Below are 26,240 nucleotides of genomic sequence, written 5' to 3' on the forward strand. Positions count from 1 at the left end.
TATAAACAAAGTCATAGGACTAGGTATGCCCGTTAGAAGCTAACGGCTAGTCAAATATGGCATCGTTGATCTTCAAGCTGATTTGATCAACAACGCCGAAATAAAGTGTAGCCAAGAACCTATCTTTAGCTGGCACAATGCGCGATTGAATAATGTCACTGGCTTGCTGATAAAGATCATCAAATGCTCTAGCAAGAAGGAGTTGGTCTAACTTGATATGGTAAGCCTTGAACAAAGCGTCACCAACTTGTTCAATACATGTATTCAAAGCTTCTGGTTGCAATGTTTTACAGTTGTTAACCGCAAGCTTAAGATCTCGTAAAGACAGAAAGTCCCAACATTCTTGAACAGCCACCAGCAATTTATCGAATGCTACGGAGTCGTTTCTTTCGAGCTTGTTTTCCACTGGTAAATGGACAGTCAAAGTATTAGTAGATGAATCTATTACTTTCTCCAAGATCTCTTGATTGTCAGTAACAGAAACCCAGTAAATCTCTTCGCTAGACACTTCAACAACAACTAGTATCACTGGGATATTGAACTTGAGATAATACTGAAGACGGGCGTGAGAAACCGAGAACGACAGCTTCTGTCCATCATTAATAAATGAGCAGTTCTCTTGACCTTTAAGCTGAATTTTAAACACGCTTTCTTGGCCGAGAGCTTTTCCGTTCGAGTCTTTCAGTTCGATTTCACAGTCAATTCCATGATCATCTTGATCTTCTTGACTTCTGATAATCCAATTAAATGGCGCTTTGTACTCAAAAATTCGTCCAGCTACTGTGCCAATCTCACCTGCGTTCATAGTGAAACCTTTTAGATTTAAAGCCTTTATTATAACTGGAAGCTTAAAAAATTTAATTTAAATAGATCAAGTAGATGGTTAGTTATGTCTGATTATTGCAGTTCGGTGAAAATTGGATTCAAGGAGGGGGTAGATGTAAGTTAAATACATTAAAAATTAGTTGTGGGACAACTCTGTACAGTTGTAATTCGTTAGTTTTGACAAACCTAATATTACGTAAGCTTATGATTAATTGATAAATGTATCGAAATAATTATATCAAGACTGTCTCATCTAAGTAAATGATATGAGTCAATAACCCAATGTTTGAACGCTGTTAGTCTGAGCGTAATTAATACTCATTTAAAATAGACTATGATTTTTAAACGACTTATAAAACGATGTGTAATAGCTTTTCTACCATTTCCGATTTTGTTGAGCCCTTTGGTCGCCGCATCCCAAGACACCCTTGGGCTAATGTTTATTCAGGATGAGGGCTGTCCCTTTGATGCACTTACTTTGAAAGAGAAAATCAAAGGGGAATTTACTAAGGCACGTTTGATTCCTAAGACTAATTTAGAAGATTTTTTATCAGTATCAATATCTTGCATGGAACTTGAAAATGGAGGAGGGAATACTTATGGTCATGTTATTTCATCTGATATTCGATTTGGGTCCATATTGAATGGAGACCAACTGGTTGTAGAGCCTAATAACCGTGGTGGTTTGATGAGTGGGGGGGCAAGAAGCTCTTCGAATGATTTTTATTTCAATGTAATAAAGAATCAAATTTCTGACGCTTTAGTAACTCACATTGATAACTCTATAATTAAGAGGGAGGCCTCATCAAACGATATCATTGCATTAATGGCACTTAGAAGTGAGGAAAATGCAAATATGGTTGTGGCTGATTTGAGAAACCGTGGTTATAGAGCGTTCATTAAGTCAGAAGACACATTTTTTAGCGTTTTAATCGAAGTTGATTCAGTCCATTTAAATACTGAGAAGGTTATTACTGAGTTACAAAAGATCACCGGCTCCAAAGGTAAGGTTCTGGAATAAATAATGACAATTAAAACTATCAAGTAATTACTATAATCACATTTCGTGATGGAGCATTAATGTTAGCAACGAACTGTATTAAAACGCCTACCAAATAACGGTGCAAATAGTGTTAGGGGAGAGCCCCTAACATTTGTGAACACATGCCGTTTCTCTCGAAGTTACAGCTATTTCCATAGTTGATGTAGCTTCATGTTTTCGTTTGTCAGAAACCACTAAGTAAATCCCACCCACGGCATTTCACTTCAAACACTTCGAGACTAAAAGAACTATCAAGTCGCTCTCTTAAAAGAAGTAAACCATTGAGGGCGGTCGAGTTCCCCCCGAACTCGACCTGTTCCAGACGCGCAAGCAAAGGCGTTTGGTTTCTGGCGTACTCATAAATTAACCAATTTCAGTTTGTTGTGTAAATAATCAATAGCTTGCCAATTGATAGGTAGGTCGTATTTCTTTGTGCAAAAGCATAGAAATGAATGATGGCGAGTGTGATGCCTGAACTCAGGCAAGGAGGCTGGCGTATTAAAGGGAAAGGGCTGACACAATATGAAATCTGGCTTGCTAGTTAATAATATCGTTGAGTTTAAATTTACAGGGATTTATAACTAGCTAGTGGAGTGTGCTAGTTTTAAGAGTTGGTCATCTTTTATTCTGGTGTTATACACTGTTTTTTATTTCTCGATTGGATTTAGTGTCTGAATTATTAAATCTGACGGGATAAATGATTGTTTAATGTTGATTTGGCAAGATCTTCAAGTATCCTTTATGTAAATAAAACGTTAAATATCGAAAGTTAATTAACAATCATTAAGGAGTCGATGATGTTACATGCTCACGAAAATACCCTACATATTACCCACCTCAGTAACCACGCGGTTAAGGAGTTGTCACCATCATTCTCTAAGCTACCAAGCACAGAGCATGCGGATGGCCAGTTCCGATTGAGAAGGTACTCAGTGGTTGAATTCAGTAATGGACAAGTCGTTGAGCTAGACAAACATAACTTTGTTCAGTCTGAAGACATTAATCACTTTCAAGGTGACGTTGTTCGTCAATTCGAGCCGATTGAAGCACAAATCCTAAGCAGTGGAGGCATGCAGGAAATATGTGAACTGTTTATTGAAACCAACGGGCTTGAAGACGGACAAGAAATCGAAATCCATCAGATCCGCATCGCCGCTATTTTTGAAGAAACTCAGGTTGCACCAGAAGGTGTTCACCAAGATGGTTTTGACCACATCGCGATCATTGGTGTTACTCGTCACAACATCGTTGGTGGTGAAGTGATGCTGTATCAAGATAGCCACGAAGCACCATTCTTTAGAAAAGTGTTAGGCGATGGCGAAGTGGCCATGCTTGCAGATAGTAAGCTTTGGCACAATGCACAACCGATTCGTACCATAGACCACGGCGAGATGGGCTACATGGATGTGTTTGTTCTAACGGCTAAGGATGCGCGCAATGTCCTTCACTCTTAATGATGTGCGCCAACAGTTTAGCGCGTTAGGCCAATATCATAATGGCAAGCCAGTCACTTTCTTTGATGGGCCGGGTGGCTCTCAGGTGCCTGAGAATGTTTTAGCTTCAATGACCGAATACCTAGGGCATTTCAATTCAAACCTAGGTGGGCACTATTTTTCTAGCCAAAAGACCACAAGCTTAATGCAGCAAGCGCGAGAAGCGGCGCAAGCACTGCTTAATGCGGAGTCTTCTGGCAACGTTGTGTTCGGTGCGAACATGACATCGCTGACCTTCCAACTGAGCCGAGCGATCAGCCGAGATTGGAAAGAGGGCGATGAAGTTATCGTCACGGCGTTAGATCATTATTCGAATGTATCGAGCTGGCAGCAAGCGGCAGACGACAAAGGCGCGATTGTTCGCCAAGTTCGTGTCGACGAATCGGATTGCAGCCTAGACATGGCGCACTTTGAGTCGCTGCTTAACGAGAAAACCAAGCTGGTTGCTGTGACTTTTGCTTCGAATACCACTGGCTCGATTGTTGATATGGCGAAAGTTATCGAGCTTGCACATCAGTACGGTGCGCAGGTTTATGTTGATGCGGTTCACTACGCTCCTCATCATCTGATCGATGTTCAACAGTTGAATTGTGATTTCTTAGCGTGTTCAGCTTATAAGTTCTTCGGCCCGCATGTCGGCATTGCTTATGTTGCACCTCAATGGCTGCATACTTTAAAGCCTTACAAGGTAGAGCCTGCCACAAACATTGGCCCTGGCCGTTTTGAAACCGGTACGCAAAGCTTTGAAGGCCTTGCCGGTGTGATTGCAGCGGTGGATTACTTGGCGCAGTTTGGTGAGCCAACTGACTCATTGCGTTCTCGTTTAGAGCAAAGCTACGCGCTTTATAATAAGCATGAAAGCCAACTGAGTGAGTACTTCCTAAAACGCTTGGGCGATCTGGAAGGCGCAAAACTCTATGGTAAAACGGAGTTTGACTCGAACCTAAGAACGCCAACCTTTGCCGTTACCTTTGAAAACCATTCTCCAGAGTTCATCGCCAAGAAGTTGGGTGAGCATAATATCTGTGTGTGGAATGGTCACTTCTATGCATTAGGGTTGGTGAAGCAGTTGGGTATTGAAGAGCAGGGCGTGGTGCGTATTGGTTGTATGCATTACAACTCGATTGAAGAGATCGACTTGCTGTTCAATGTGCTTGAAGGGATCTTGCGTAGTCACTAGCAAGAAGTCACTAGCACTTAATAGCGACAGAATTAGAAAAGAGCATACTTCTCTCATGAATATTGAGGTGTAAGTATGCTCTTTTTGTTTCATGAACTTATATCTGTTTAGTAAAGTCTACTAAGACAGCTGCTTAACCAGAGCGGCACCTACTGCGTGTGCGCTAGTCGGGTTCTGGCCTGTAATCACTCGCTCATCAACAATCACAAGCTCTTGCCAAGGTTGAACCTTGTTGAAACGCGCTGCGCTGCGAGCAAGAGACTCTTCCAGTAGAAACGGAATGTCGTTGATGGTGCCAAAGTCGATCTCTTCTTCACGTGTAAAGCCAGTCACCGATTTAGAGCTTAGTAATTTTTCACCGTTGCTCAGAACAATCGGAAGCAGAGCCGCGGGGCCGTGACATACTGATGCGATCACACCACCATCTTCGTAATGCTTAGCCGCAATAGCAGCGAATTGCTCGTTGGTTGCTAGGTCTGAAAGCAAGCCGAATCCGCCTGGGTAGAAGATAGCATCGTAGCTTGCTGCATTAATTTGGCTTACAGGAATCGTATTGTTGATGCGGTTCTGGAAGTCATCATCAGCCAAGATCTCCGCGTTTACTGAATCCCCTTCAATATCTGTCCCATACAACGGGCCTTTACCACCTTTGATAGAAGCGATGTCGTACTCAAAACCAGCAGCCAAGATCTCTTTCAGAGCATGAGTCAGTTCAGGCGCGTAAGTCCCGTTCACTTGGTCTGTATCGCCTAGTGTTGCGTGGTTAGTTACAGGTATTAGTATTTTTTTCATGATTCGTCCCTTTGAGCACGTTTGTTTGGTTTCAGCGTCGTTGTTTAGACATCCACGTTTTTAAGGCAGACATCAGTTTTATTAATAGAGATGCCGCTGTTTCGTTATCTGTAATACTAGTAGTAAACCATTTGAGTGATAATATGCCGAATAGACAAAACATTATTGCTATATAGCAACAGTCGAATGAGAATTAGTCGGATGTGAATTCGTTAGATGTAAACAGGTGAAGTATGGACAGCTTTGAAGGGATTAATGAGTTTGTTGCGGTAGCTGAATGCCACGGTTTTTCTGCAGCAGCAAAACAACTGGGTTGCAGTACCAGCCATGTCAGTCGCCAAGTTTCAAGGTTAGAAGAGAGAGTGGGTGTGGCGTTGCTTGCACGATCTACACGAATGGTAAGCCTGACCGAATCGGGTCACACCTATTATCAACAGTGCAAAGACTTAGTAATAGGGCTTCAGCAAGCGAATGAACAAGTCACGTCTCAGCAGACTCAGCTTAGCGGTACTTTGCGTGTGAGTGCTGCTGGTGCGTTTGCCGAAAATCATGTCGCGGCGGCGTTGATGGAGTTTGCCAAAGATCATCCTGAGCTCACCATAGAGATGAACTTCAATACCAAGATGGTTAACTTCATCGAAGATGGTATCGACTTCGCCATTCGTTACGGCCGGTTAGACGATTCCGGTTTGGTGGCAAGAAAGCTCGTCGATCGCCCAATGGCGGCCGCAGCCAGCAAAGAATATATAGAGCAATTTGGCTCGCCAACTCATCCAGAGCAGTTAAAAATGCACAGCTGCATTATTGCCAACAGTGATCAGTGGCTATTTGAAAAAGAGGGCAAGCCGTTAAATGCAGTACGAGTGCACGGGCGCTGGCGCAGTAACAATTCGAGTGCAGTACTGAAAGCATGTGAAGAGGGGCTTGGTGTTGTCTACCTTCCTAAAAGTAGTTTCAATGGCGGTCTGACTAATGGAAAGCTTGTTCCGGTGCTTGAAGAGTATTGGGGAGCAGGAACCAGCAGTTGGGTCGTATATCAAAATCGTCGTTTTTTACCCCAGAGAGCACGGCTAGCAATCGACTTCTTAGTCGCTTACTTTTCGGATTGGAATGAGTAACGACGAGGTTTTAAACGAACAGCCAACAAGATAGAAGTGAATAATTAACGGAATTGAAAAGAGTCGTGATTAGCGCTAGCTACCTAAGTTAACGCCCAAAACAGAAAAGCTAATGCTTACATAGATATACGTTATCTTTTTTTGTTTTTTGACGCGCGTAATAGGAATGAGAGACTTGTCTACTTTTGATAACTGGTGTTGGCGATTGAATTGTAGAGAAGCCCGCAACAGTACGATATACTAGATACTATATTAATGTCCCTAACGCGTGATAGATTCTGTGGAAGCGTTGGCTGGATGTGTTGTTATGCTCCAGTTTATGAAGTGTAGCTAGAGTGCGGAGTTGGCAATGTCTTCAATAAATTTCGAATCCACGTATGGTGTAATAACTATTCAAGATATGAATGTAGTTAGTGTTGACGCTAACTATGCTCGCATCTATGGATACCCATCGCCTGAAGAACTACTTTCTAATATCGATAGCTTTCTAGATCTAATCTCAGAAGATTATCATGTTCTCGCCTATCAAAATTACCTTGAAACAGTCAGTGGTCAACGCGACCCTCAGGTTCACACCTATACCAATGTTGATCGTAATGGCAGAGAGTTCACCGTGTTTTCTATCGACCATGTGACGGAGTGGCAGGGAAGGCCTGCACTGCAAGTCACGGTTATCGATCTTTCCCCTGCGATTCAGCTGCAAAATGCGGTGCGTGAGCAAGATAAGATGTATCACGACATGATCATGCAATCTGGGCAGGGCATCTTGGTTCACCGAGATTTCAAACCGCTGATGGTCAATCAATCTTGGGTCAACATGCAAGGCGCGGCTTCTATCGAGCAAGTATTAGAGTTGGACTCTATCCTTGAACTGGTACCAAAACAGAATACCGATGGCATCAGCAAGCACTATCACGCGATCGTGTCGGGGGAGTTGTCTGGCACGAGTACCGTGGTTGAAAATATCGGCTTTGACGGCGTTCATCGGTTCTTCAATATTTACGACAATGCGATTACGTGGAAAGGTCAGCCTGCGGTTCAGGTTGTGCTCGAAGATGTGACGCAAAAGGTGATGTTGGAAAAGCAGTTGGTTCACCAAGCTAATTACGATGAAATGACGGATTTGCTCAATCGTAGGGCTATTTATGAATGGCTAAGAGAGCATATTATCTCTGAAAATTACCTTGTGTGTATGTTGTTGGATATCGATGATTTTAAGTCGATTAATGACACTTACGGTCATATGGTTGGTGATGAGGTCATTTGTGCTTTGGCTAATATTGCCAAGCGCAATGCCGATAGAGTGGGTGGAGTCGCAGGCCGTTGGGGTGGTGAAGAGTTCATTATCTTTATCCCAAATGCGTCTCTTGAACTAGCATACGAGGTGTCAGAAGAGATTCGCCAACAGTTCCATCACGTTGAGTTCAAAATTGATGAACAGGTTCGATTTAATTCGAGTGTCAGTATCGGAATCAGTGATAGTCGAGCTTGTGAAGACGGTGTCACTATTGACGCACTCGTGAATTTAACCGATCAGTCTCTCTATCGCGCGAAAGCCAATGGCAAGAATTGTGTCGACGGAGATGTGGTTGCGCTCTAACGCCTAAAATCGTCACCGAAAGCGAATAGAATCGACAACGAAAAATGCCCTCAAGTCATCACTTGAGGGCATTTTAGTTTTTGGCTATTCACTAAACGCTTCTCACTATAAGAAACGCTTAAGTTCTACAAGTTATGCAGACACTTCCACTTCGTAAGAACCAAATTTACGGATGTTAATCACACCAGTATCTAGGATAAGGTATTGACCTTTAATGCCTTGAAGTACGCCTGTCACTTCAGGGTTCTTATCAAAGTTATGCGACACAATCTTCACTGGGTGCTGCTCAACTGGGTAGCTCAATGAAGTGATGTTTTCGCTCAGAATCTCGATAGCATCGTCACCAAACTTCGCTCTGATCTCTTGGATTTTATCCTCAACCAACGGCAACAGTTCTTTGGCTTTTTCTACCAACTCCATATCGTCGCCGTCGCCTTTTAGCAGCGTGCGCCAGTTGGTTTTGTCAGCAATGTGCTTTGCTAACTCAACTTCGATCAGGCCAGAAATCTGACGTGTTTTTACCTTCAAGATAGGCAAACCTTGAGTCGCGCCTTGGTCAATCCAGCGGGTAGGGATTTGAGTGTGACGAGTAATACCCACCTTAAGGCTTGATGTGTTCGATAGGTAAACGAAGTGATCAACCATGCAGTTCTCTTCACCCCATTGAGGCTCACGACAAGTGCCTTCATCGTAGTGGCAAGTCTCTGGCTTCATGATGCACATGTCGCAGCTTGCTAGCTTTTTCATGCACACAAAGCAGTGGCCTTGAGAGTAGCTTTTCTTGGTTTTCTTACCACACGAACAACAAAAAATATTGCCGGTATGGGTGAGGTTGATGGTTTTACCAATCAGAGGGTTTAGCTCTACAAACTCTTCACCTACAGGTAAACGGTAAGTAACCGCACCATCAAGGGAAGCACTCATCTTCTTGAGTGTACCTTTTGCTAATAAAGACATGACATTACTCGTTGTATTTTGATTATTATTTCGTCCACTCGCTCGCCTTGTGAACAGGCGATACGGTTAACGATGATTATGCGATGAGTATAACAAATAGGGCCTGTTTTTATACGCAATATTACTTGATTATTGCGATGGATAATTGACGAGCAAACACTCGTTCAAAATTATGGTATGACATTTTGTTCAGGCGTGATATAACGTTTTTTAGTAAATTATTTGCATTAAGATCACTAATTTACCTAACTTATTTTCTATCGTGAAATCCCAACTATAGGGACCTTAAGCCGGAAGCTTAGACGTGAAGTGGATCCATAAAATAGTCATCTTTTTAGTTATCACGACGCTGGCGATTGTCCAGTATTACCGTGTGAGCGGAAATCGTGTGATAACGGCAATTACCCCTGATAAATATGAGTTTATCGCGACCAGCGATCAAGTAGATAGAGGCGTCAGTACGTCCCAATTATCTTATCAAAATGGCCAGTATATTCTCGACTGTGAGCTTAAAAAGTCTGAGTATCCGTGGCCTTATTGCGGCCTATCGATTCGTATCAGCCCAGACATTACCACTGGCCTTGACCTTTCTCAGTATCACACCTTTAGAGTCAATATTGATTACCATGCGGAGGCCGATTCTAGCGGTCGTTTGCGAACTTACCTGCGTAATTATAATCCTGCTTATTCGGTTCCTGATGACGAGTACACACATAAGTACAACGGGATGGAGTTTTCTCCAGGAGTCGATGGTGGTGTGATTGAAATCCCGATCAAAAACCTGCAAGTAATGACATGGTGGTTAGCGGATAACGATATTGCGTTAGAGCACTCCGCGCCTGAATATTCGAACGTGAATATGGTTGAGTTTGCTACTGCGTCCGGGGCGAAGCTTGGCCATCATAGAATCGTTATCCGTAGCATTGAGTTTGAAGGCTCTTATATCACTGGCGAGAGCTTGTTCTTAATTTTGCTGTTTATCTGGGTGGGGACGGGCACCGTGTTCTTGATTTCAGAATTGCACCGTTCTAGGAAGCGCATGGTGATTGTTGAAAAGAGACACAACCATCTAAAGAACGTCAACCGAGCATTGAGAGAGCAAAATTTTGAGTTTTCTGAAAAGGCTCACCGTGATGAATTAACCGGAATACTAAACCGCCACGCGATTCGTGATTGGTTGAAAATGCAGTCACAACATGTGAAGCAAGGACATGGCAAGCTGGGCATGTTGTATCTCGATATCGACTACTTCAAGAGCGTGAATGACAAGTACGGGCACCAAATGGGTGACCATATTTTACGTGAGTTCAGCATGGTGGTGGGCAGCTCGATCAGCGCTACCGATAAGTTGGTGAGATGGGGTGGTGAAGAGTTCATTGTTTTTTGCCCCGAGACTGATCTTGGCGAAGCACAAAGAAAGGCCGAGAAAATTCGACTTTTAGTGAGCCAGCACCTTTGGGTGCATGGCGATCCACTGACATGCAGTATTGGTGTTGCCGAGATGAAGCAAGAGCGAGTGACAGAGACCATTGCTCGCGCTGATGAAGCTTTATATCAAGCGAAGCATTCAGGTCGAAATCAGGTGATCTTGAGTCACTAATCTGAAAATTGTTTTGACTAGTTTATAAGCCACGCGTGCATATGTGACGTGTGGCGTTTTTATGGCTGTTAGATGAGTTTACCCTCTAGAGCCTTTGTTGGTTTGCTTGGATAACGTATAAAAAATGATCTCACTGTTCTTTAAATGTCTGCTGGGTGCCGCGGCGGTTTTGTTGATTGCACTATTGTCGAAGAGTAAGAGTTTCTATATCTCTGGTTTAGTGCCGCTGTTTCCCACCTTTGCTCTGATTGCTCACTACATTGTCGGCACGGAACAAACCATGGTCGAGTTGCGGACCACAGCGCTGTTTGGTCTGTTTTCGCTTGTCCCGTACGCCGCTTATCTTGGCGCAGTGTATGTGTTCAGTTATCGATACAATTTGGTGTCGACACTCTCGTTAGCGACTGTAGTGTGGGTATTGTGTGCATCTATGTTGCTGTTGGGTTGGACGCGTTTGGTGCCAAGTGTGGCGTGAGAACCAGGTCTTAGAGCGGTAATGATAGGTTGATGGCGAGCTGATACAAAAAAGGTGGCGAAGAGCCACCAAAAGGGAAAAGCGTTTCTTGTTTTTATGTGCCCGTTCAGTTGACTGATAGATTCAAACTGAGCGGGCATTTTTGTATTGGTTGAACCGGGGGAAGTTCAACCAGTTTAGGGGAGCATTCCTGTAAGCATGCGCTTTTAAGACGTTAGTGTTTACCAGAAGATCCAAGCGAATAGAGTCAGAACTAGGATACAAACTAGGTTCAACACCATACCGATTCGCATCATCTCTTTCTGCTTGATGTGACCCGAGCCAAACACGATTGCGTTAGGTGGTGTCGCTACTGGTAGCATGAAGGCACAAGATGCAGCAACCGCAATCAGTGCAGACAAGATTACCGGAGACATACCCAGCGCTTCAGCAATGGTTGCGAATACTGGTACTAACAATGCTGCACTTGCTGTGTTACTTGCAAATTCCGTTAGGAATACCACGAACGCTACCACGGCTAGAATCGTAAGCAGTACGCCTGCTGTTTCTAAAAATCCGCTTAGTGAGTGTGCTAGGAATACGCTGGTGCCTGTTGCTTTAAGAATGTTACTTAGACAGATACCGCCACCGAACAGGATTAATACACCCCAGTCTGTCGTCTTCTCAACGTCTTTCCATTCCACCGCTCTAGAAGCGCCTAATAGTACAATCGCACCAATCGCTACCAAGCTGTCGAACTTAGAGAATCCGCCAATCATTGCGTTGATTGGTTTACCGAATATCCAAAGCGTTACGGTTAGAAGGAAGATAGACAGTGTGATTTTCTTGCTGTTTGTCCACTCAACGGGAGCGTGGTCTAGCTCGAATTTGTGGTCAAGCTTTGGCTTAGTCATCACGTAAAGAATAATCATCGCGATTGGCAGTAAGATCATTGAGATTGGTAGGCCAAGTGCCATCCACTCTGTGAAGCTCAAGCCAACTTCTGCCGCCGCAATTGCGTTTGGAGGGCTACCAACCAAGGTTGCGATACCACCGATTGAAGCACAGTAAGCGATACCTAACAGTACGAAAACGTAGGTGTTGCGGTCTTCACTTTGGTCAACCTTGTTCATGATACCAAGAACAAGAGGAAGCATCATTGCAGTGGTGGCCGTGTTTGAGATCCACATTGATAGGCCTGCACTCACACCGAACAACATGAACACAGCGACCGACATTCTGCCTTTTGCTATCAGCAGTACTTTGTCAGCTATCGCTTTATCTAGCTCTTGCTTGTTCAGTGCGGCTGCCAATGCGAAGCCACCCATGAATAAGAAGATGATTGGGTTTGAAAAGTTAGCCAGCGCTGCGGGCGTGTTGAATACACCAAACAAGACAGCCAATAGGGGAACGAGCAAAGCGGTGATGCTGACGTGGATAGCTTCTGTTAACCATAGAATGGCAACGAACACGAGAATACTTAAACCTGTATTCACTTGCGCTTCGAATGGCAGGGTATTGAGCAAAACTGCAAATAGCGTGAAATTACCAATCAATATCATGCTGTTGCGGGTAAACAACCAGTGTTTCAGTGTAGTAACAAGTGCCGTCATAAGACGCTCCTTTTGTTTATCCTCGTTGTATTGGTGCACGACTTCATTGAGTTGTGCTTATTATTTTCGAGGTATATAGCTTGATGTAGGGTCAGACTTTGTTGGAAGAATGTTACTCAAGTTAATAAAGGAGTGTTGGTGTGTTTTTGCTTAACAATGGGGAAGTGTGAGGCAACAAATTCAAAATGTGTAGTTTTCTACACATCGGTCTCTGCTGGGTCTGCAATCGGGCTTGTTGTAGGGTCTACAACAGGGTTTACAGTTGGGTCAGTGATAGGGTTTGGGATCGGAAATGATTCCGGTTTTGGACTCGGTTGAATCGGCTCTTTAGGTCCAAGGAACTTTGGCGTTGTCCCCATAATATACAGATCAAGGAATGCTTTGGTGCGCGCAAACACTTCACGTAAACGTATTGAGCTTCCCGAGTGATGGGTTGGCCCTGAAACGGCTAAACACTGCGCGTGAATATCGTAAGAGTTGGCGATGAACAGCGCTCTTTCACAGTGGAATTTTTGAGTGATGATCAGAAAGTTATCGGTATCGAATATCTTTTTGGCGCGAACAATCGAGTCTAAGGTTCTGAAACCTGCGTAATCTAGATTGATGCGTTCTTCGGGGACGCCCGCTTTTAACAAGTCGCGTTTCATCGTCCACGGCTCATTGTAAGAGCGATGAGCGTTATCGCCGCTCAGTAGAAATTGGTCCACTTTTTCACGATCGAAAAGCTCAATTGCAGCTTCGATTCGGTGCTTATAATAGTCGTTGAGTGTTCGACCCAAATATTTGCTCGTGCCAAGCACAACGGCGACCTCAAGCTCGGGCACTTCATCTATATCGTAGATAATGCGATCTTCCGCTTGCCATGAAACCCAATAATCGATCGCAATAACCGCAGCGCTGCCTACTAAGAACACGAGGAAAGCGCCAAACAGAAAACCTTGCAGTTTTTTGTAAGCTTTTTTTATGTAGCTACGGATAATGTGAGAATCAAATTTCACTCTCGGTATGGTCCTTTGACTGAGCATTAATTTTTGAGTGCTCGATAATACCAAATAAAAATGAGAAAAATCAGTTAAAAAGACAAGACAGTGTAAAGAAAAAAGCCCCTGCAATTGCAGAGGCTCTTAGAAGAGGAGTTAACGCTCTTTATTTAGAATGCTGTGCGCTTGTAGCGACGGTAAACTGGCTGCCAGAAGTGCTGGTCAATCGCTTGTTGCAGTGCATCTTCAGTGATCTCTAGAGCAACGCCCTGTTCAATCGCCTTCTTACCTACAGCAAGAGCAATCTTCTTAGATACCGTGTGGATCTCTTCCAATGGTGGAAGCAGAGCGCCTGTGCCATTGATTGCTAGTGGAGAACACGTAGCAAGTGCACGGCTCGATTCCATTAGCATTTCGTCAGTGATGCGTGAAGCATTCACAGCCAATACACCAAGGCCAATACCTGGGAAGATGTAGCTGTTGTTACACTGAGCGATTGGGTAAGTTGTGCCGTTGTGAACGACTGGCTCAAATGGGCTACCTGTCGCAACCAGTGCTTGGCCATCAGTCCAACGAATAATGTCGTTTGGCGTTGCTTCAACACGGCTTGTTGGGTTCGACAGTGGGAACACGATAGGGCGTTCACAGTGTAGGTTCATCTCTTTGATGACTTCTTTGCTGAATAGACCTGGAGCACCAGACACACCAACCAATACGGTTGGTTTCGCGTGGCGAACAACGTCAAGTAGAGAGAAACCAGTGCCGTCGCTTTCCCAGTCTTTGGTGTTTTCGTTGGTTTGAACCAGACGCTGTTGGAAATCAAGCAGATTTTGCATGCCTTCCTGTAGCAAGCCCCAACGGTCAACCATGTAAACTTGAGAGCGAGCTTGTGCATCGCTGATACCTTCAGACACCATTTGAGCAATGATAGCTTCAGCAATACCACAACCTGCTGAACCCGCACCTAAGAAGGTGATACGTTGATCTGACAGTTTGCTGTTCGCTGCTTTACATGCTGCAAGTAGAGAACCAACCGTTACGGCAGCTGTACCTTGGATGTCATCGTTGAAACAACAGATGCGATCTTTGTAGCGCTCAAGCAGTGGCATTGCGTTCTTTTGTGCGAAATCTTCGAACTGAACTAATGCATCAGGCCAACGGCGTTGAACCGCTTGGATGAACTCTTCAACGAATGCATCGTAGTCAGCACCCGTAATACGAGGATGGCGCCAGCCCATGTACATAGGGTCAGCAAGACGTTGAGGGTTGTTGGTACCCACATCGAGCACGATTGGTAGCATGTAAGCTGGGCTAATACCACCACAAGCTGTGTACAGTGCTAGCTTACCAATTGGAATACCCATACCACCGATGCCTTGGTCTCCCAAACCAAGAATACGCTCACCATCCGTAACCACGATAACTTTAACGTTGTGGTTTGTCGCATTATTCAGTAGATCATCGATACGATCGCGGTTCGGGTATGAGATAAACAGACCACGGCCACGACGGTAAATATTTGAGAAGTTCTCACATGCTGCGCCAACCGTTGGCGTGTAAATGATAGGCATCATTTCAGAGATGTGGTTTTGAACTAAACGATAAAAAAGCGTTTCATTAGTGTCTTGGATGTTACGAAGGTAGATATGCTTATCCATATCACTTTCGAAGTTACAATATTGTTTGTATGCACGTCCTACTTGCTCTTGGATTGTTTCGGTTGTTTCCGGTAACAAACCTTCAAGGTTGAAAGAACTGCGCTCTTCAGCAGAGAATGCGCTGCCTTTGTTTAGAAGAGGTGTACTTAGTAGAGCAGGACCAGCATAAGGGATATATAGAGGGCGTTTATCGTTGTTCATTGGATGCCTAATATGGGAGAAAGGGTAACTGAAAAATGATAACGGTTTAGTTATTCAATTGTAAATAGTTTCTCCGCGATCTGAGCAAACAAAATGATATTCTTACCTCTGTCCCACACTTATCGAATTTCAACACGATAATTCGTTATACTTTGCTCACACTTTTTCGCGACTCGCCATTTTATGTCATTACTTCCCATCGATGCTTATCAAAACATATTCCACGAACAAATCGCTAATTCTCACCTTGTCGTAGAGGCGGAAACCGGATCAGGTAAATCAACGCGCTTACCAATTTGGGCTTCTCAACATGGGCGAGTGCTGGTGGTGGAGCCAAGACGCATCGCGTGTACATCACTCGCTAAATATCTCGCACAGCAATCGGGCGAGAAGTTGGGTAGCAAAGTGGGCTATGCGATTAAGCTTGAATCAGAATACAACGAGCAAACTAGCGTCGTTTTTGTGACACCCGGTATCGCGCTGCGTTGGTTATCAGAAGATGGACTCGCTAGCTTTGATGTGATTGTGGTGGATGAATTTCACGAGAGACGTTGGGACATTGATCTGCTGGTGGCGATTCTGAAACAAAAAGCGAGTCATCGTTTGGTGATCACATCAGCAACCATTGAGGGTGAACGCCTTGCTCAGTATTTGGATGCGAATCGAATAAGCTGTGAAGGGCGAACTTATCAAGTTGAGATTGAACACCGAGCGAATGAATCCAGAACGCTGCCTGATATCCGACATCTAGAGCAGCGTATCGCGGAAGAAGTGAATCATCAGCTGATCGCTTCTTCTGGCGATATGTTGGTTTTTCTGCCGGGTAAAAAAGAGATCGTGCAATGCGAACAAGCCTTGGCGAAAAATCCAGATATCCAAGTCGTTAAATTGCATGCGTCGGTCAGTGATAAAGAGCGAGATTTAGCGTTATCGGGTCGTAATATTAATACTGAAGGTAATGGTTTGAGAAAGGTCATCCTTGCGACCAACGTTGCAGAAACCTCATTAACGATTCCTGACATTGGCGTGGTGATAGATTCAGGATTAGAGAGACGCACCGTTCAGCGTAATGGCAGAACCACACTGATGCTTAAATCCATATCACGAGCGAGTGCCAAACAGCGAGCTGGCCGCGCGGGTAGGGTAATGGATGGCGTTTGCGTGCGTCTATATGGTGAGCATGCGGCGTTAGAGTTAGTCACACCGCCTGAATTACAGCGTGAAGAGCTGACCGAGCCTATGTTGGCCGCGGCATGTTGCGGTGCTCCACTTGAGAGCTTGCTCTTCCTTGATCCTATTCCAGAGAAATCACTAAACAGTGCAACTCAAACCTTGCTGACGATGGAAGCGATTAACGCCAACCATCAAATTACCGAGCATGGCAAAAAGCTGTATCCGTTGCCGATTGATGCCTTGTATGCCGATATCGTTACTCGAATCAAAACCAAAGCATTAAAAGAAGCAATGGTCGATCTCACAGCGGCGCTGTCCGTTCCTGCTCGCTTATATCAGTTACCGAATAATGCAGAACATCTAGAAGCGCTCGCGCAACAAGAGAAAGAAGGGTGTGATTTAAGCCTGTTAATTCAGATTGTGCGTGGGCGCGATTATCCGCATTTAGAAATCGACCAACAGGCACTGAATGAAGCGCAAGGACTGGCAAAGCAAATGCGTGAGGTGTTTGAACTTCCTCAGCTAGAAGTCGCGTCACGTTTCCAACGCATTGAACTGCTCAAGACCATTGTGAATCTGCATCCTGAACTGGTGTTTGTGCGCCGACTGAAAAGGAAAGAAGCGTTTGCCAATGGAGCATTAGAGGTGGTACTCGGTCGTCAGAACCGTTTCCCTGATAATGCGCAAGCGATGTTGGTGTTGGATACCCACAGCTTGCCTGGAAGAGGTGTTAAGCAGACACTGACCTTAGCGACGGTCACGGCACCCATTCCTCTTGAGCTTCTCATTGATGCTGAACTAGGAGAGTGGGAGCAAGGCGAAACAGTCGTGAATGACGATGGCGTATTTACTGAGATGGCGTTGGTATACGCAGGCCGAACGATTACAACCAAGCTCGTCGCGGCTGAAGGGCAATTATCGTTAAAGCCTATCGTCGACCTTGTGTTAAATGGAGACCAGCTTCCGGGTTTTGCAAAGGCTCGCACTCAAGAAATCAAACACTGGCAGCTGTATGTGAAACTCGGTCTCGATGAACAAACTAAATACACAGCAGAAATTGAGAGCATTAACTTTGAGCTATGGTTTATAGAGCAGCTTGAAGTGTTAGGTGTTACTGATGTCAGCGAATTGGAAATGTTCGACCATGCAGACATACCGTTCGATGGCATTCCAACTTGGCTCTATTCAGAGTTTTCGGAAAAATATCCGTTTGCATTGAGCCTTGCCGACTTGCAACTCGATGTCGAATACTTGCCCGCAAGAAAGCTGATTTACGTCCATTATCAGTCGGGTAGCCGAAAGTTATCGCCAAAACGTTGGGAGCTACCGACATGGTCTGGTTGGCGTATTCAGTACAAAAAAGCGAGTCGAATAATTGATATCAAATAGATGGATAAGTTTTATCTCTAAAATATTAATCAAATAGGTGCATATATGATTTTTCAGTGCTTATTTTGTTACAAGTTTGATTTTTATATGCCTTTTTAACCAATCAAAAGGTCATAAAAGACTATTCTTCTATATCCTATTGCTATAAAGAAAGAGTTGATAGATATTGAGTATATTGTGTTGCCAAAGTGTCGGGGGACATCATGGATAAACAGGAAGAGACGCGTGTAGAGTTCGATTACACAACATTTCTTGGCGCCTCATGCAGTAAAAAATGGACTTTTCTGGAAGCACTCACCACAATTGCGCCAGTGTTCAGTACCGTCTGGCGAGATAGCATTAAAGAGCTAGCAAGCCCTGAAGATCGTTTATGGCAGATGGCATTGAAATCAATGTCGACGCGTAAAAGTGATGAGTCGAACATTGTTACCTTACTCAAGCTTGCTAAGCTAGAAGGGATCAATGAGCTCAAAGTGGTGATGCCATATTCGCTTGAAGAAGAGCAGATCGAGTATATTGAATCGCGCAGTCATTTAGTGATTGCGGGTAATTCTGGAGAAGAGTTCACGATTAGGCTGTAACTTCAGTTCGCCGATAACGTCTCTCAGAAATAGTAAAAACGTACACGTAAAAAGGGCCTCAAATATTGAGGCCCTTTTAGTATCTAAAACTTGTGTCTACGAGCTTATTAGCTTTCTAGCTTTTTATTTTGAGATAAAGCGATTAAGCAATAAAGCAACTAGTCGATTAGACCATAGTCAGCGCGCAGTACATCAATGATTTCTTGCTTAGGATTTTCGCTCAGTACGATCTCCGCACCTGTGATTTTTGCAGCAATATCAAGGTAAGTGCGAGACAGAGACATTAGCGAATCCAGTGGAAGTTCATTGTCACGAGCTAACGCTTCACGCTCTGGCATACGCTCTTTATTCAAAAGAATGTCGGCATCAGGGAAGTAGTTAAGCAAGAACTGACGGAAGCCTTCTTTTGAATTCTCAACGATGTTGCCGTTGTTGTATTCCTGAGTATCCCAAATGCGAGATGAATCTGGAGTACCAACTTCGTCCATGTAGATAAGCTTTTCTTTGCCTTGAGCATCGTTGACGTAGCCAAATTCAAATTTGGTATCAACAAAGGTTTGGTCTACGTTTGCTAGCGCTTGACTGATTACGTTGAAGCCTTCCTTAAGCAGTTTCTCGTAATGTGCAATATCACTTGCTTGAGTAAAGTTGAATGCTGCGAAGTTATCTTCGATGTTGTTACGTGTGATGTTCACATCGTCAGCTTCTGGAACGCCAGGAATACCTTTCAGAATCCCTTTTGTTGAAGGCGTGATCAGTAGCTCAGGCAACTTCTTGTCTTTCTCAAGGCCTTCAGGCATCTCGATACCACAGAACTCACGTTCGCCGTTTGCGTATGCGCGCCACATTGAACCTGTGATGTATTGACGACAAATCGCCTCGATCATGACTGGGCGAGCTTTTTGTACAATCCATACGAACGGGTGAGGGATATCAAGAATATGACTGTCAGCAAGTCCGTTGTCTTTAAACAATTTGAACCAGTGGTTAGAGATAGCATTCAGAGCCGCTCCCTTACCTGGAACACCTTTAAGATTCCCTTCACCACGCCAGATACAATCAAATGCAGAGATACGGTCACTAATCACCATGATTGCTAAAGGCGCATCTGGTGCTACATCGTAGCCTTTCTCTTTAATTAGTCGTTGGCTATCTTCTTCAGTTAACCAGTAGACCGAACGAACCTTGCCACTGTGGACAGGTTTATCAGTACGGATTGGTAGGTCATCATTTACGGCAAGAACTTGATCAGCAAGGCTCATTTAGACATTCCTATCTTTTATCAAACGTCATACAGAGAAGTGCGGTGTGCACATGATTAGACGGGCATTATACCCAATCTACTATTTGCTTCCAGAGAAAAAGCAAACGATTGCTAAATCTGTTGTTTAAATAAAAACCCCCGCCTAACAATCCGCTAAAAATTTGGCGAATTGTAGGGCAGGGGAAGGCAGTATGTTTGGACTGTGTTTTGGCGAATTGTTTCTTAAGTTAACTTAAGTTTGTTAGCTAAAAGATTAAGCTATGTTTGTGGACAATGTTTTGAGCCAAAATGTTATTAAGCAATATGGCCTAGTGAATACGCTCTGAATTTGCATCCATAAAGAAGACTTCACATTGAAAGCGTAACCCTAATGTTCTTAGGTACTGTTGGCTGAACTGATCAATCGATGAACTTGCAACAATCGCACTTGCATTCTTAGATCGAATGGCTTTCTCGACAGTCTCTACCTCAGTCATTTGATGAGAGGCTTTCATATGAATAACGCGGTCGCAGCAAACATTATGTTGCTTAAGCTGCTTAGCCGATGGTCTTGGTGTTTGAGCCGTAAACAGTAACCACTGATGTTGATTGGACAGCAACGCCATTCTTGCAAACAACGCTTCCTCGTTTGAATTTTTGCTTTTACGAGAAACTGATGTAAATGCGCAGTGAACTAGCGGGCTAGAGTGTTGTGCTTTAACGTGTGCTTGAATCATTTTGCTGTCCTTATATACATGCTGTATGTGTATACAGTAGTTTTAGTTGCTTATAAGATCAAGCGTTTTTTGCGGGATTATTGGACGATTTCGTTTGGAATTATGGATGAAAAACAATTAAATCATTGAAATTATTCGATAAATTAAATTTGAATGAATTTGTTGTTTTGTCTCATAAGTTGAAAAAATGTGAGCTTTATACAGGTGTATACAGTGGTTTTGACAGAAAAGTACTGTATATACCTGTATAGAAGATAGAAGATAGAAGATAGAAGATAGAAGATAGAAGATAGAAGATAGAAGATAGAAGATAGAAGATAGAAGATAGAAGATAGAAGAGAGAAGATCTAAAACCGCAGGCACAAAAAAAGCGCCTTAGGCGCTTTCTTATATTTCACGGTGTTGCTTATCTCAATGTCGCTTGGGAGAGTTTTGCTCTCATTTCCATTTCACCAATATTGAACTGGCGAACATCAATGGTTGCAATATCATTGCACTCTTTACATGCATGATGACACTTACCATCTAGGTAGTCGTGCTTTTTAACTAGGCTTGGCTTTTTGCACCAATCACAAACGCCTTCTATTGTGAACATATTCTCTCCTCACCTGTTTAAGTCAGGTGTATTTTCGGCGCAAATTATGACACAAGTAAGACCTATTAGTTAATAGTTTGTTACCCGTTTTTGAGAGGGGGATCGATTGCAACGCCAATAAAATCGATATCTTTGAGATCTTGAAAAATGAAGATGTGTGTTTGTTTACGGTTTTGTAACATTTTGTAAAATGGTTTTTAGCGCATTGTTCAAACGTTTCATTTCTTCGTCACATCCGTGACCATCTGGATGGTAGATCTTTGATAGCTGTTTGTATCGGATCTTGATGCTTTTTTGGTCAGGGATTGAGCTAGGTGTGTAGCCAAATAGCGCGCAAGCCACTTGAAAATTACTTAGACCTTTGCTGTTTTTCTGCTTCTTCAATTCGTGGAACATAGTGTGCAGCTGGCGTTTTTGTTGCTTAATCGTCAGGTCCTTCGAGGCAAGCTGCGCTTCAAGTGATTGTTGTTGCTGTCGCGAATCACCCGACTCCAGAGCTTGTCTTTTTCTTGAGATAACGAGCGTCGCAATAATGCTGATAATTGAAATCAACACGGCCAACGCAGCACCAATCATATAGTCAAAGCTAATTAGGTTAGAACTGGAGAGGTTAGAGCGTGATGCTTGGTTAGATTGAACGTGCTTAGATAACCCCTGACTGGTGTCTATTTCAGAGTCGATGCTGTCATCGAGCTGTTCTATTGAAGAGATCTGTTTTGCACGTTGCTGGTTGAATTGCGCTTCCAAAATGCGGTTGTAGCCATCTTCTGCTTGTGGATTATCTTGTAAGGCTACTTCATACCATAGCTGCGCTTTATCTAATGGTTGAAGGAGGTCTTGTTCTAGCGAGGATTCGTAGAGTTTTGCTACCTCGATAGGTGCGCGCTGGTTACCTTGCAACGCCGCTTTAATAAACCATTCCAAAGCCAGCTTGTTACTTTGTTCAACACCTGTTCCTGCCAAGTGCCATTCACCCAGTCTAAATTGCGCGTTTGGGTTACCGTTTTCTGCTGACTGCGTGTACCAATACAATGCATCACTGGTGCTAACAGGAACGTCGATACCCGATTCATAAGCTTGAGCTAACTGGTATTGAGAAACTGGATCTTGAGGTTGTGATTCTAGTGAAAATTCATCACTGCTTGCTGCGCGCACGAAACGTGTGGTGGACAGCTGTATCGTGGAAAAGACGAGGGCTAGAAATAGAGCTCTAAGAAGTGATGATGACAGAATGTTGGATAGGATCAGCAAAAGATAAGTCTCGTAAAAAAGCCCAGAATCGATATGTCAGTATGAATACGCTTTATGGTTGTTGGTTATTATTATCACGTTAAATGAGTAACATAACTGATAAACAACTATATAGTGGTTAATTCAAGAGATAAAGACGGACTGGGCTTTAATCGTGCTACTTAAGCGGCAAGATTTGAATTTCTACGCGACGGTTACAAGCACGACCTTGAGAGGTGTTGTTGTCACATAGAGGGTAACGCTCACCGTTACCACGAGCAATAGCACGACCTGCAGCAACGTCTTGAGAGATCAAGAATGCACGAACAGATTCAGCACGACGCTCAGAAAGGATTTGGTTCGTCGATTCGCTGCCAGTGCTGTCAGTATGACCTTCAATCACTAGGCTAGTGTCTGGGTATTCAACGAGGATACGAGCAACGCCGCGAAGGGTATTGTGAATGCTTGATTCTAAAGCGTAAGAGCCAGAATCAAAACCGATGCCGTTTTCTAGGCGAAGTAGAAGTTGGTTTTCGCCAACGCGTTCAACTTGAACGCCTGAATTCATTAGCTCTTCACGAAGGGCAGCTTCTTGTCGGTCAAAATAGTAACCAATTCCACCACCAACAGCCGCACCACCTGCTGCGCCGATAAGTGCACGTTTACCACGATCTTTAGAGTCACCAGTAGCAGCACCAGCAACGGCACCAGCGAGTGCACCAATTAGAGCGCCTTGAGTTGCAGAGTTAGTCTCAGATTCGCCAGTTGTCGCGTTTTGGCGTTGAGTTGCCTGACAACCCGTTAAAGCGATAGTAAGCGCTAGGGCTAGTGTGATTTTTTTCAACGTATTTTCTCCATCATGTACTTCTGTCAAACGAATGAATCCGAGTGACAGACATAGTCCTGTAAATCTTATTGATGGTTTTTATCAATACGTCGAAGTAATGTAAAGTGGCTCTATGATTTAGTTATCTTTTTAGCTGCCTGGGTACCGCCAACTGGTCGATTAACAGACAATTTACGACCTTTCTTCAAACCAACTTCATAATCGGCGGTGAGGTTTTTCATCGCTTCTCTCAGTTGCTGTTTGAACGTTTCACGGTCGATATTTTTGAATTCTTTATCAATGTAGTTATTGATCTTATTGTTTGATTCGTCGTCTGGGGTAATGGTTGGTAGCTTTTCAAGCGCACCTTCAACCCAGCCTGAAACAAATGAGTTTACGCGGCGTGTCACTTCTAATGACCCTGTGCCAGAGCCAGCAAAGCTATTTCTGAATTGGCCTGTGTGCTCATTCAGTTCACGATAAATGATATCGAAAGCGAAGGCTGCGAAGATAGCGCGGTCGGCTTCACCAATGAACTCAACACGCTTGAGGCCTTTGTGATTCAGCAATACGGCTTCTACGCCAAATTTGGTGTTGATACCGCGAATAACACGCAGCAATGTAGAACTGATATTTGCAGGTAACAGGTGACTGGACTGAGTTTTCCCCATCTTGATAAATTCAATATCGTCTTTTTCGAGACCATATTTCAGCATCAAGTTATGCGCCATTTTTATCGCATTGGCCGCTTCATTGACGTTCGCAGAATTTCCAAGCTCAAGACACTTGGCAATTTTCTTTAGGGCTTTTTTCTTATCCATCGACAATTTAATCAGTACCGCAAATTTTTAAAAGTCCAACATTTTACATGTTTTCGCGGGTAACAGAAAGGCAAAACTGGTTTGATGAACAAGTGAGGCGGTGAACATTGGACTGCATGAGCCGAGTTGGCTACAAAAACAAAAACGCCATCAAGCGTATTGATGGCGTTAGTGACACGATTTTCCTGATTAACTAGAGCATTCGTAATCTAGATACCCAGTTCATCGAGTAGATCTGCTGCAGAATCATTGCCTGAGCTTTGAGCTGGCTTGTTCGCTTCTTGCATTTTTTTCTGAGTCGCTTCAAGAATGCTATCTGGACATTCGTCTTCTGCGATTTCAAATTCTTCCAATTGAATGAATTCGGTCTTATCCATCGCAAGCTCAAGGTAGAAAATGTTGTTATTAGCGGTAGAGAAGGTAACACGACGAGCTTGTGGACGATCGAGATTAGTATCAACAGAAAGGTTAACTTGCTTGTTCAGAGCCAGCATTTTCGGTTGGTTTTGTGTGATGTTGGTTTGCAGCTCCTTGCGGATTTTATTGGTGAAATCGCCAACCAATTGGTTCATCAACTCACCCAGCACATCACCCACTTCGTCTGAAGTATGAAGCACAGCAAGCTCGTTTTCAGGCATGCCCATATTGCGCATGTAATTGGTGTAGATCTCTAGCGCTGCTTTGGACGTAAAATTGATAACAACAAGACCAGAAAAGCCGCCATCAAACAGAACGAAGCAACCAAAGTCTGGCTTTAGGCTTGTCTTGTTGATCTTTTGAACCATGGCTGAATAGGACACCTGAGAAGCCGTCGCTGAAGTTAGTACGCTTGAGACTGATTGGCATAGTTTAAGAAGGATATCTTCAGTTGTGACTGTTTTGTTTTTTTTCATTGTGATGTGCTCGTGGAGATGTCTTAAACAAAATGTTATTCAGTATATTGCTACTGAATTAAGACGAAAGTGACTATTTCTCCATTCTTGCACTGAGATTCTGATTTGATCACCTTTTTATATGATCTTAATAGTAGTAAAGTGACCAAATTCAAAGAAAATTATTAAAAATCTCAGATAACCCAATGCTGATAGGATCAGCGAAGTAGGGGCAGGAAGCAAATGTTACCAAGACTTCAACTCAATGCTGATGTCGATCCAGTTGTCGTACGCTTTTTAGATGAACTAAAAACAGCGGGCTTTACTGGCGACATTGAATCTCAATATTCTAGCCGTTTGGCTGTGGCGACTGATAACAGTGTCTATCAGCAATTGCCGCAAGCGGTCATCCTTCCTAAAACAACGCAAGACGTTGTGCTTATCGGTAAAGTGGTTTCTAAATCCGCTTACGAACGCGTGACTTTTTCCCCTCGTGGCGGTGGTACGGGAACCAACGGACAATCTTTAACAAAAGGTGTCGTGGTTGACCTATCGCGATACATGAATAAGGTTCTTGAGATTAACGAGAAAGAAGGCTGGGTAAGAGTTCAGTCTGGTGTCGTTAAAGACCAATTGAACGACGCTGTTCGCCCTTATGGTTACTTTTTCTCTCCAGACCTTTCTACCAGTAACCGAGCAACCTTGGGTGGCATGATCAATACCGATGCTTCGGGCCAAGGGTCATTGAAGTACGGCAAAACGTCGGACCATGTATTGTCGCTGCAAGCGGTGTTCGCAGATGGTTCATGTCTAGAATCTGATTTATCACATGGCTTACCCGTTGAGGGTGAATTCGCTCACCATGCACTTGCGGTGACTGAGGCGGTTTGTCGAGACAAGCGCGCTCAAATCTTAGATAAATTCCCTCCGCTGAATCGCTTCTTAACAGGTTATGACCTAAAGAACGCAATCAACGAACAAGATGACAGCTTTGACCTGACTCGCGTTCTATGTGGCGCTGAAGGCTCGTTAGCATTCATCACAGAAGCAAAGTTAAACCTAACCAAGATTCCAAAAGCGCGCACACTGGTTAACGTGAAATACAACACGTTTGATTCTGCGTTGCGTAATGCGCCGTTCATGGTGGAAGCGAAAGCCCTATCTGTTGAAACGGTGGATTCAAGAGTATTGAACTTAGCGAAGCAAGACATCGTTTGGCACACCGTGAGTGACCTGCTGACTGATGTTCCCAATAAAGAG

Annotated in this window: 23 protein-coding genes; 10 read left to right on the top strand and 13 right to left on the bottom strand. The window is 43.7% G+C overall.

Annotated features, from left to right (window positions below):
* Positions 1–46 precede the first annotated feature (46 nt).
* Positions 47–805 carry a DUF4365 domain-containing protein gene (locus IQQ51_RS12710; protein ID WP_228012840.1) on the bottom strand — a complete coding sequence of 253 codons (759 nt, stop codon included), beginning with the start codon at positions 803–805 and terminating at the stop codon, positions 47–49.
* Positions 806–1,261: 456 nt separating this feature from the next.
* On the opposite strand from IQQ51_RS12710, the gene IQQ51_RS12715 reads away from it, so the two are divergent.
* From IQQ51_RS12715 to IQQ51_RS12725, 3 genes are all read left to right on the top strand, one after another.
* A complete protein-coding gene (locus IQQ51_RS12715) occupies positions 1,262–1,846 on the top strand; it encodes an SPOR domain-containing protein (protein WP_164091101.1) in 585 nt (194 codons plus the stop codon).
* An 818-nt stretch (positions 1,847–2,664) separates the two neighbouring features.
* Positions 2,665–3,321, top strand: coding sequence for a 2OG-Fe dioxygenase family protein (locus tag IQQ51_RS12720; RefSeq protein ID WP_193841266.1), 657 nt, complete (start codon positions 2,665–2,667; stop codon positions 3,319–3,321).
* A complete protein-coding gene (locus IQQ51_RS12725) occupies positions 3,305–4,540 on the top strand; it encodes a cysteine desulfurase-like protein (RefSeq protein ID WP_193841267.1) in 1,236 nt (411 codons plus the stop codon). Before IQQ51_RS12720 ends, IQQ51_RS12725 begins: the two co-directional genes overlap by 17 nt.
* A 120-nt stretch (positions 4,541–4,660) precedes the next feature.
* Here the strand turns inward: IQQ51_RS12725 and IQQ51_RS12730 are convergent, their stop codons facing one another.
* Positions 4,661–5,332 (bottom strand): type 1 glutamine amidotransferase domain-containing protein, encoded by a 672-nt coding sequence (locus tag IQQ51_RS12730; protein ID WP_050621230.1) that lies wholly within the window; start codon positions 5,330–5,332, stop codon positions 4,661–4,663.
* 233 nt (positions 5,333–5,565) lie between these two features.
* On the opposite strand from IQQ51_RS12730, the gene IQQ51_RS12735 reads away from it, so the two are divergent.
* Both IQQ51_RS12735 and IQQ51_RS12740 read left to right on the top strand, forming a co-directional pair.
* Positions 5,566–6,450 carry a LysR family transcriptional regulator gene (locus tag IQQ51_RS12735; RefSeq protein ID WP_193841268.1) on the top strand — a complete coding sequence of 295 codons (885 nt, stop codon included), beginning with the start codon at positions 5,566–5,568 and terminating at the stop codon, positions 6,448–6,450.
* Between the two features lie 349 nt (positions 6,451–6,799).
* Entirely contained in the window at positions 6,800–8,050 is a 1,251-nt protein-coding gene (locus IQQ51_RS12740; protein WP_193841269.1) for a sensor domain-containing diguanylate cyclase, read from the top strand.
* A gap of 132 nt (positions 8,051–8,182) precedes the next feature.
* Here IQQ51_RS12740 and IQQ51_RS12745 read toward each other — a convergent pair whose 3' ends face one another.
* On the bottom strand, positions 8,183–9,007 hold the full coding sequence (locus IQQ51_RS12745) for a DUF2797 domain-containing protein (RefSeq protein ID WP_017063586.1): 825 nt from the start codon (positions 9,005–9,007) through the stop codon (positions 8,183–8,185).
* Between the two features lie 304 nt (positions 9,008–9,311).
* Here IQQ51_RS12745 and IQQ51_RS12750 point away from each other — a divergent pair, with 304 nt between their 5' ends.
* Both IQQ51_RS12750 and IQQ51_RS12755 read left to right on the top strand, forming a co-directional pair.
* Positions 9,312–10,607, top strand: coding sequence for a GGDEF domain-containing protein (locus tag IQQ51_RS12750; RefSeq protein WP_193841270.1), 1,296 nt, complete (start codon positions 9,312–9,314; stop codon positions 10,605–10,607).
* A gap of 124 nt (positions 10,608–10,731) precedes the next feature.
* A complete protein-coding gene (locus IQQ51_RS12755; protein ID WP_048659546.1) occupies positions 10,732–11,082 on the top strand; it encodes a GlpM family protein in 351 nt (116 codons plus the stop codon).
* A 221-nt stretch (positions 11,083–11,303) separates the two neighbouring features.
* Here IQQ51_RS12755 and IQQ51_RS12760 read toward each other — a convergent pair whose 3' ends face one another.
* From IQQ51_RS12760 to IQQ51_RS12770, 3 genes are all read right to left on the bottom strand, one after another.
* Complete coding sequence (locus IQQ51_RS12760; RefSeq protein WP_048607137.1) at positions 11,304–12,674, bottom strand: SLC13 family permease; 1,371 nt, start codon at positions 12,672–12,674, stop codon at positions 11,304–11,306.
* A 197-nt stretch (positions 12,675–12,871) separates the two neighbouring features.
* Positions 12,872–13,672 (bottom strand): SanA/YdcF family protein, encoded by an 801-nt coding sequence (locus IQQ51_RS12765; RefSeq protein ID WP_048613208.1) that lies wholly within the window; start codon positions 13,670–13,672, stop codon positions 12,872–12,874.
* Between the two features lie 152 nt (positions 13,673–13,824).
* Entirely contained in the window at positions 13,825–15,513 is a 1,689-nt protein-coding gene (locus IQQ51_RS12770) for an NAD-dependent malic enzyme (RefSeq protein WP_048613210.1), read from the bottom strand.
* Positions 15,514–15,696: 183 nt separating this feature from the next.
* On the opposite strand from IQQ51_RS12770, the gene IQQ51_RS12775 reads away from it, so the two are divergent.
* Both IQQ51_RS12775 and IQQ51_RS12780 read left to right on the top strand, forming a co-directional pair.
* Positions 15,697–18,075: a helicase-related protein gene (locus IQQ51_RS12775; protein WP_193841271.1), complete on the top strand. Its 2,379-nt coding sequence runs from the start codon at positions 15,697–15,699 to the stop codon at positions 18,073–18,075.
* Positions 18,076–18,278: 203 nt separating this feature from the next.
* Positions 18,279–18,656, top strand: a complete 378-nt coding sequence (locus IQQ51_RS12780) for a hypothetical protein (protein ID WP_019821854.1) — start codon at positions 18,279–18,281, stop codon at positions 18,654–18,656.
* 158 nt (positions 18,657–18,814) lie between these two features.
* Here IQQ51_RS12780 and IQQ51_RS12785 read toward each other — a convergent pair whose 3' ends face one another.
* The 7 genes from IQQ51_RS12785 to IQQ51_RS12815 all read right to left on the bottom strand — a co-directional run bounded on the left by IQQ51_RS12785 (position 18,815) and on the right by IQQ51_RS12815 (position 25,001).
* Positions 18,815–19,918 (bottom strand): phosphoribosylaminoimidazolesuccinocarboxamide synthase, encoded by a 1,104-nt coding sequence (locus IQQ51_RS12785; RefSeq protein ID WP_193841272.1) that lies wholly within the window; start codon positions 19,916–19,918, stop codon positions 18,815–18,817.
* A gap of 310 nt (positions 19,919–20,228) precedes the next feature.
* On the bottom strand, positions 20,229–20,636 hold the full coding sequence (locus IQQ51_RS12790) for a SulA-like leucine-rich domain-containing protein (protein ID WP_017072931.1): 408 nt from the start codon (positions 20,634–20,636) through the stop codon (positions 20,229–20,231).
* 406 nt (positions 20,637–21,042) lie between these two features.
* Positions 21,043–21,231 (bottom strand): hypothetical protein, encoded by a 189-nt coding sequence (locus IQQ51_RS12795; RefSeq protein WP_004733419.1) that lies wholly within the window; start codon positions 21,229–21,231, stop codon positions 21,043–21,045.
* A gap of 165 nt (positions 21,232–21,396) precedes the next feature.
* Complete coding sequence (locus IQQ51_RS12800; RefSeq protein ID WP_193841273.1) at positions 21,397–22,482, bottom strand: tetratricopeptide repeat protein; 1,086 nt, start codon at positions 22,480–22,482, stop codon at positions 21,397–21,399.
* A 157-nt stretch (positions 22,483–22,639) separates the two neighbouring features.
* Positions 22,640–23,305 carry an OmpA family protein gene (locus IQQ51_RS12805; protein WP_048607125.1) on the bottom strand — a complete coding sequence of 222 codons (666 nt, stop codon included), beginning with the start codon at positions 23,303–23,305 and terminating at the stop codon, positions 22,640–22,642.
* Between the two features lie 113 nt (positions 23,306–23,418).
* Complete coding sequence (locus IQQ51_RS12810) at positions 23,419–24,108, bottom strand: DUF2786 domain-containing protein (RefSeq protein WP_017059769.1); 690 nt, start codon at positions 24,106–24,108, stop codon at positions 23,419–23,421.
* A 209-nt stretch (positions 24,109–24,317) separates the two neighbouring features.
* A complete protein-coding gene (locus IQQ51_RS12815; RefSeq protein WP_017059770.1) occupies positions 24,318–25,001 on the bottom strand; it encodes a DUF3334 family protein in 684 nt (227 codons plus the stop codon).
* A gap of 222 nt (positions 25,002–25,223) precedes the next feature.
* On the opposite strand from IQQ51_RS12815, the gene IQQ51_RS27045 reads away from it, so the two are divergent.
* A partial coding sequence (locus IQQ51_RS27045) for an FAD-binding oxidoreductase (protein WP_228012842.1) occupies positions 25,224–26,240 on the top strand: 1,017 nt, incomplete at its 3' end.

Source organism: Vibrio sp. OPT18 (genome assembly GCF_015163615.1).
Lineage (GTDB): Bacteria > Pseudomonadota > Gammaproteobacteria > Enterobacterales > Vibrionaceae > Vibrio > Vibrio coralliirubri.

Excerpts from the sequence above, each read along its gene's own strand:
- IQQ51_RS12710 (WP_228012840.1), bottom strand. The coding sequence starts at position 805 with ATGAACGCAGGTGAGATTGGCACAGTAGCTGGACGAATTTTTGAGTAC.
- IQQ51_RS12715 (WP_164091101.1), top strand. The coding sequence starts at position 1,262 with ATGTTTATTCAGGATGAGGGCTGTCCCTTTGATGCACTTACTTTGAAA.
- IQQ51_RS12720 (WP_193841266.1), top strand. The coding sequence starts at position 2,665 with ATGTTACATGCTCACGAAAATACCCTACATATTACCCACCTCAGTAAC.
- IQQ51_RS12725 (WP_193841267.1), top strand. The coding sequence starts at position 3,305 with ATGTCCTTCACTCTTAATGATGTGCGCCAACAGTTTAGCGCGTTAGGC.
- IQQ51_RS12730 (WP_050621230.1), bottom strand. The coding sequence starts at position 5,332 with ATGAAAAAAATACTAATACCTGTAACTAACCACGCAACACTAGGCGAT.
- IQQ51_RS12735 (WP_193841268.1), top strand. The coding sequence starts at position 5,566 with ATGGACAGCTTTGAAGGGATTAATGAGTTTGTTGCGGTAGCTGAATGC.
- IQQ51_RS12740 (WP_193841269.1), top strand. The coding sequence starts at position 6,800 with ATGTCTTCAATAAATTTCGAATCCACGTATGGTGTAATAACTATTCAA.
- IQQ51_RS12745 (WP_017063586.1), bottom strand. The coding sequence starts at position 9,007 with ATGTCTTTATTAGCAAAAGGTACACTCAAGAAGATGAGTGCTTCCCTT.
- IQQ51_RS12755 (WP_048659546.1), top strand. The coding sequence starts at position 10,732 with ATGATCTCACTGTTCTTTAAATGTCTGCTGGGTGCCGCGGCGGTTTTG.
- IQQ51_RS12760 (WP_048607137.1), bottom strand. The coding sequence starts at position 12,674 with ATGACGGCACTTGTTACTACACTGAAACACTGGTTGTTTACCCGCAAC.
- IQQ51_RS12770 (WP_048613210.1), bottom strand. The coding sequence starts at position 15,513 with ATGAACAACGATAAACGCCCTCTATATATCCCTTATGCTGGTCCTGCT.
- IQQ51_RS12775 (WP_193841271.1), top strand. The coding sequence starts at position 15,697 with ATGTCATTACTTCCCATCGATGCTTATCAAAACATATTCCACGAACAA.
- IQQ51_RS12780 (WP_019821854.1), top strand. The coding sequence starts at position 18,279 with ATGGATAAACAGGAAGAGACGCGTGTAGAGTTCGATTACACAACATTT.
- IQQ51_RS12785 (WP_193841272.1), bottom strand. The coding sequence starts at position 19,918 with ATGAGCCTTGCTGATCAAGTTCTTGCCGTAAATGATGACCTACCAATC.
- IQQ51_RS12790 (WP_017072931.1), bottom strand. The coding sequence starts at position 20,636 with ATGATTCAAGCACACGTTAAAGCACAACACTCTAGCCCGCTAGTTCAC.
- IQQ51_RS12795 (WP_004733419.1), bottom strand. The coding sequence starts at position 21,231 with ATGTTCACAATAGAAGGCGTTTGTGATTGGTGCAAAAAGCCAAGCCTA.
- IQQ51_RS12810 (WP_017059769.1), bottom strand. The coding sequence starts at position 24,108 with ATGGATAAGAAAAAAGCCCTAAAGAAAATTGCCAAGTGTCTTGAGCTT.
- IQQ51_RS12815 (WP_017059770.1), bottom strand. The coding sequence starts at position 25,001 with ATGAAAAAAAACAAAACAGTCACAACTGAAGATATCCTTCTTAAACTA.